At 34.8% G+C, this 6,152-nt stretch carries 7 protein-coding genes; 5 read left to right on the top strand and 2 right to left on the bottom strand.

Annotated elements, in window-relative coordinates:
- Positions 1-779 (bottom strand): 5'-3' exonuclease (locus CY0110_RS27155; RefSeq protein WP_008278870.1); only part of this gene is annotated, 779 nt, incomplete at its 3' end.
- Positions 780-1,049: 270 nt separating this feature from the next.
- Between CY0110_RS27155 and CY0110_RS30630 the strand changes: the two genes are divergently transcribed.
- From CY0110_RS30630 to CY0110_RS27175, 5 genes are all read left to right on the top strand, one after another.
- Positions 1,050-1,211, top strand: coding sequence for a hypothetical protein (locus tag CY0110_RS30630; RefSeq protein WP_008278871.1), 162 nt, complete (start codon positions 1,050-1,052; stop codon positions 1,209-1,211).
- A gap of 43 nt (positions 1,212-1,254) precedes the next feature.
- Positions 1,255-2,316, top strand: a complete 1,062-nt coding sequence (locus tag CY0110_RS27160) for a mannose-1-phosphate guanylyltransferase (RefSeq protein ID WP_008278872.1) — start codon at positions 1,255-1,257, stop codon at positions 2,314-2,316.
- A 195-nt stretch (positions 2,317-2,511) separates the two neighbouring features.
- Positions 2,512-4,161: an ABC1 kinase family protein gene (locus tag CY0110_RS27165; protein WP_008278873.1), complete on the top strand. Its 1,650-nt coding sequence runs from the start codon at positions 2,512-2,514 to the stop codon at positions 4,159-4,161.
- 61 nt (positions 4,162-4,222) lie between these two features.
- Positions 4,223-4,405 (top strand): hypothetical protein, encoded by a 183-nt coding sequence (locus CY0110_RS27170; RefSeq protein ID WP_008278874.1) that lies wholly within the window; start codon positions 4,223-4,225, stop codon positions 4,403-4,405.
- A gap of 33 nt (positions 4,406-4,438) precedes the next feature.
- Entirely contained in the window at positions 4,439-5,311 is an 873-nt protein-coding gene (locus tag CY0110_RS27175) for an HAD family hydrolase (RefSeq protein ID WP_008278875.1), read from the top strand.
- A 71-nt stretch (positions 5,312-5,382) separates the two neighbouring features.
- Here CY0110_RS27175 and CY0110_RS27180 read toward each other — a convergent pair whose 3' ends face one another.
- A complete protein-coding gene (locus CY0110_RS27180) occupies positions 5,383-5,847 on the bottom strand; it encodes a hypothetical protein (protein WP_008278876.1) in 465 nt (154 codons plus the stop codon).
- Positions 5,848-6,152: the final 305 nt, after the last annotated feature.

Here is a 6,152-nt window from a genome sequence, read left to right on the forward strand (position 1 = left end):
AAATACTGGGAATGTTTAGCGTCTTTTTCTCCTTCTTTTAATTTTTTTTGATTGGCCCCTTTAATATTTTCAATGTTGTTATAAATTTCTTCTAAGCTTCCATATTCACTTAATAACTTAACCGCGGTTTTCTCACCAATTCCCCTAACTCCAGGAATATTATCCGACTTATCACCGCATAACGCTTTATAATCAATCACTTGTGTCGGTTTAATGCCCATTTTTTCCTTTACAGCATCAATATCAAACTCTGTATAACCTTCTCCTGATGAACTTTTGACTGCATTTCTTTCTAAATATAAAACACTAAGATTATTCTCATCATTAACCAATTGAAAAAGATCGCGATCGCCACTAACAATTTTCACCCGATAACCTGCTTCACTTCCTTTTGTTGCAACGGTTCCTAAAATATCATCAGCCTCATATCCAGGAGAAGTTATAATCGTTATATTTAACGCTTCTAATAATCTTTGTAAGTTCAGAATATCAGGGATAAAATCTTCTGGCGTTTCTTTTCTATCCGCTTTGTAATTAACATCGGCTTCATGTCGAAAAGTCGGTTCTTTACTATCAAAAGCAATAGCTATATATTGGGGATTTTCTAACTTAATCACCTGAATTAAAGAATTAAGAAAACCAAAGCAAACACTGGTAGGAATACCTGTCGATGTTCTTAATGGCCCCTTTCTCGCTTTAGCAAAGGCATAATAGGCCCGAAACGCCAAAGAATGACCATCAATAAGCATTAAAAGCGGTAAATTAGACTGATGAGACATGAGCAAGGGTTTTCCATATATATGTACTATATTATACAGTGAACAGTCGTCAGTTAGCAGATACCAATTACTATCGAAAGAATTATAATTCCGAACTCAAGTTTATTCTATCTTTACAATAACTCTGTCAGTTTATACGGTTGACATCCTGTAATATTAAGGATGAGAGAGGGACGTGATCATAATCACCATATTAGGGATATCTCGGTCACCTTGCGTATTCTTTCTTAAACTTACAATAACTGTAAATAGGTTATTGGCGACAATTTTATGGCTAAAGCGTCTGAACAACCCCTTCAACCCAACCCTTTTCGTACCTACCGCGACCCCAAAACGGGGTTATGGGTAGTTATCCCGGTTACAAAGACAACAAATCATTTCTCTTCTTCTGTAGGACAAGAAATTTCCTCAGATTCAAAAGACACTCTCTAAACAGGATACAATCAGTGGGAAACCTGATTAACAAAAGAGAACAATGACTCAACCTTTGATTCCTGTCATCCTTGCTGGTGGTAAAGGAGAACGCTTTTGGCCACTGTCCCGTCGTCATCGTCCGAAACAGTTTTTATCTTTAGATGGGAGTGGAGAAAGTTTATTACAAGCAACGGCCCAGCGTCTTTTACCCTTAGCAGACAACTGGAATAATCTCTGGGTAATTACAGCAGGGCCTATTGCAGATGGGGTTAGGGAACAATTACCTAATTTACCTAATAATAATCTCTTAGTGGAACCCCAAGGAAAAGACACGGCCCCGGCGGTTGCGTGGACAACCCTAGAAATTGCTAAACGCTATGGAAAGGATGCGGTTATTGGCTTTTTTCCAGCAGACCATTGGATTAAAAATACCGATGATTTTGAAAAAACACTCAACGCTGCTTCTCAACTCGCTTCAGCAGAAAAAGCGATCGTTACATTAGGAATTAAACCGACTTATCCTTCTACGGGTTACGGTTATATTGAACAAGGCAATTTAATTAATCGTTTTGACAATTTACCAGTCTATAAAGTCAACCGTTTCACTGAAAAACCTGATATTGAAACCGCTAAATCTTTTCTAGAAACAGGCCAGTTTAGTTGGAATAGTGGAATGTTTATTTTCCGCGCCGGTGTGGTATTAGAAGAGTTAGAAAAACACGCACCCCAAGTTTTACAACCGCTACAAAAAAAAGGCCAAGCTGCTTATGAAGAATTAGAAAAAACTAGCATTGATTACGCTTTAATGGAAAAGACTGAATTAACTTATGTGTTACCTGCCAATTTTGGTTGGGATGATTTAGGAGATTGGAATTCTTTAGAACGTTTAATTGATAGTGATGGGAATAATATTGAATTAGGAAATCATGTTACTTTGGATACTAAAGGAGCAATTATTTATAGCAGTGATGATCAAGATGTAATTGCTACCATTGGCTTAGAAGATGTAGTCATTGTCAGGGATAAAAATGTAACTCTTGTTGTTAATAAAAATCGTACTCAAGATATTAAAAAATTGCTCAAAGAATTGCAAAAAGATTCTCAATTAGATAAGTTATTGTAAAAGTATGTAATTAGTAATACAACTTCAGAAGCTATGATCAGTTAAATTATATAAAAATAAGATGTGGGGCTTAATATTATTAAGCCCTTAGAAAATTCGTTAATAGCAGATTAACATTTTCTGAATAAACCCCTTATAATAATTAAAATAGTTATAAAAGTTTGTTTTAATTAAGTAAGTAAAGAGAATTACTGTATGTTTTCCTTAACTCAAACCAGTGCGCGTCAACGAGAAATTATTGAGGTTGTCCTCGGTAATGGTTGGGATTATATGCGAGGTTTATTAACAGTAGGAAAAGCGGAAAATCCTCAAGTTCCACCGCCAGAAGTTTTACGCAATATTTTAGTAGAATTAGGCCCTTTTTATGTTAAATTAGGGCAAATTTTAAGCACTCGTCCTGACATTTTACCTCCTAATTATATTAAAGCCTTAACCGCCCTACAAGCTAATGTTCCCCCTGTGTCTTGGGAATCTATTGAAATATTACTACGTCAAGAATTACAACAACCCATAGAATCAGTTTTCAATCATATTAATCAAGAACCAATCGCTGCTGGTTCCATTGGACAAATTCACCGCGCCACGTTAACAACCGGCGAAGAAGTTGCGATTAAAGTTCAACGGCCAGGAATTGATAAAATTGTTGAGCAAGATATTAATTTAATTAAGGGAATTGCAGAATTAGTCGCCTTAACAGAATTTGGACAAAACTACGATATTGTTAAACTTGCTGATGAATTTTCCCAAGCCATAAAAGCAGAATTAAAGTTTATTACAGAAGCAAATTATACTGATAAAATCAGAAAAAATTTATCTACAAGTCGTTGGTTTAATCCAGAAGAATTGGTTGTCCCTAAAGTCTATTGGAACTTAACCACTGATAAAATTTTAGTCTTAGAATGGTTATATGGTAAACCCATTTTACAAGCAGATTTAACTATTCCTGAAAGTCGTAAATCTATTGAGAAAAAGAAACAAGAAATTACCACTTTACTATTTAGAGCATTTTTTCAACAACTGTATTTAGATGGCTTTTTTCATGCTGATCCCCACCCTGGTAATATTTTCTATTTAGATGACGGTAGAATTGCCATTATTGACTGTGGAATGGTAGGAAAACTAGACCCTAGAACCCAACAAATTTTAACGGAATTATTATTAGCAATTTTCGATTTAGATGCCCAAGGATGTACTCAATTAACTATTGAATTATCTGAATCAGGAAAAGTCGAAAGTTTAGAAAAGCTACGCAATGATTATGAACAAATACTTCGTAAATATTATGACTTGAGTTTGTCTCAATTTAACTTTAGTGAAGTAGTCTATGAAATTCTCCAAATTGCCCGTAAAAATAGGCTAAAAGTCCCTGGGAATTTAGGACTTTATGCTAAATGTTTAGCCAATTTAGAAGGAGCAGCTAGACAGTTTAATCCTAACATTAATTTATTCGATGAAATTAAACCCTTAATGACCGATTTATTCCGCCGTCAATTAATCGGAGATACCCCCTTACAAACCAGTTTAAGAACAGTTTTAGACCTCAAATCGATTTATCTCAAAACTCCCCGACAAATTGATATATTATTAGATAGATTATCTTCAGAAACCCTACAATGGAATTTCAGATTAAAAGAATTAGAACCATTAAGACGCAGTGTAGATGCCTCTGCAAATCGTCTCTCATTTAGTATTGTTTTAGGTTCATTAATTATGGGGGCTGCTATTATTTCAATTGGTTCATCTACTCAAGAATTATCGTTAATTAGTAGTGTTTTGTTCGCTGCTGCTAGTTTATTGGGAGTTTGGTTGATTATTAGTATTTTGCGATCAGGACGATTGAGATAATAATTATTGTAAGGTAGGTAATGCCTAGGGTTAATTGATTTAAACAAGGTCAAGAAAATTTATGAAGTCTTCTAATAATTGGTACATTATTAAAACAGAAAAAGAACAATGTGAAATTGTCGAACTGGATGATAATCAAGTACCAGAAAATGAAACATATCGGGGGCCTTTCCCTTCCAAAGAAGAAGCGATCACCCGTCGTATTGGCTTAATTCGTGCAGGAAAATGTCAACCTCAAATCTAAATATTAATTATTCAATTATCTATAAAAAAACAGATGAATTACGCAACTAAACCTCTTTCTAATCGCATTGCAATCGTCTTCGATTTTGATGAAACTTTGATCCCCGACGATAGTTTTAAGGTCTTGTTAAAAGATTGTCAGCTAGACATTGAAGCCTTTGAAGACCAATATGTAAATCCCTTAGTTGCTCAAGGATGGCAAAAATATTTAGCAAGAACTTATGGTTTAATTCAAGAATCAAAACGTAGAGAAAGCAAAGATAAAATTACCTATGAGCGATTAGCTAACATAGGCCAAAAATTGAACTTAATTGAAGGCGTTCCAGAAATGTTTGATAGTTTGCGACAGAAAGCTAGAGAGGTACTTGAAGGGGTTGAAGTGGAATTTTATTTAATTAGTGGCGGTTTTGTTGATATTGCTCGTAATACCTCTATTGCCAAACATTTTAAGCAGATGTGGGGGTGCGAACTTGCTTATGATGAAAAGGGAGAAATTGAATTTCTCAAAAAACAAATGACTCATACAGAAAAAACTCATTATTTATACTATCTTTCTAAAGGAAATGCTGAAGAAAACGAACAAGATTTAATGTACAATTACCAAGATTTGTCCCTTGAAGAATTGTATATTCCCCTTAATCAAGTTATTTATGTCGGAGATGGAACTTCCGATATTCCTTGTTTTACAGTTATCAATAAATATGGAGGGATTGCATTAGGCATTTTTTATAGTCACTCAACTGCACAAGATTGGGAACATCGTGAAAAAGTAACTAAAAGTCAGCAGTTAACTAATTTAGTACCAGCAGATTATCATCAACAGTCTGAACTTATGCGATCGCTTAGATTAGCTGTTGAATGTATTGGTAAGCAAATTGCTTTGCATCAGCTTAGTGTGGGAGAATAAACCGTAAGTTCGAGGTAACAGACTCTGTGGACAGTTAATAACCACCAGAGAGTCTTAATCGAACTCAGATGTTAAAGAACCTGATGAGTATGAGAATGTTGCTTAACGTTATCTTCTGTTTTAACCACATTAACTGCATTTAAAACTCGCTTTTTCTCTAAAGAAAAATTCAAATCTTCTTTAACTGTTCCTAAAGGAATTAAAGACTTAGCGTCAGGACGAGTTTGATAAGTTCTAACAGCAGCAAAAGTCCGTTCGGTAAAATTATCACAAAACTGAGCATCATCAGGAAACTCTGCCGTTTTGGTCAAGGTTTCCCCCGTTAAAATCTCTCCAATAGACTTCGCGCAAGCTAATTCATAAGATGTGGGAATTCCTTTAAAAATAGCTTCTAAAGCAGCAGAGGGGATGGGTTCAATGACACGAACTTGATGAAACTCTCCATCATCTTTTAAAAAGCAGGTGGCTAACCCAAATACACAATAATTGTCCATAGAAATATCAGTCTGATTGGGTAATAATGTGGTGGTGGACATCAGTAATCTTATCTCCGTAATCTTGAAATTAGCATTGAACGGTATTCAACTAATTTTATCAGTGATGCTCTTACCTATTTCGTAATAGGACACAAATACATACCTTTTTATTAAGAACCGTTAAGAATATAATGATTACAATACTTTGCTCTAAAAATTAACTCTCTATCTTTTGGGAGAATTGCCTTTTGTTCCAATTCCTTATAATTACTTAACACATCCTACCAAAGTTAAAAACTTAAGGAAAATTTTATGGAATGCTGAAACACTCTGCAATAAGGGGTTAGGGAGACTACATCGGCTTA

It is taken from the genome of Crocosphaera chwakensis CCY0110, assembly GCF_000169335.1.
GTDB lineage: Bacteria > Cyanobacteriota > Cyanobacteriia > Cyanobacteriales > Microcystaceae > Crocosphaera > Crocosphaera chwakensis.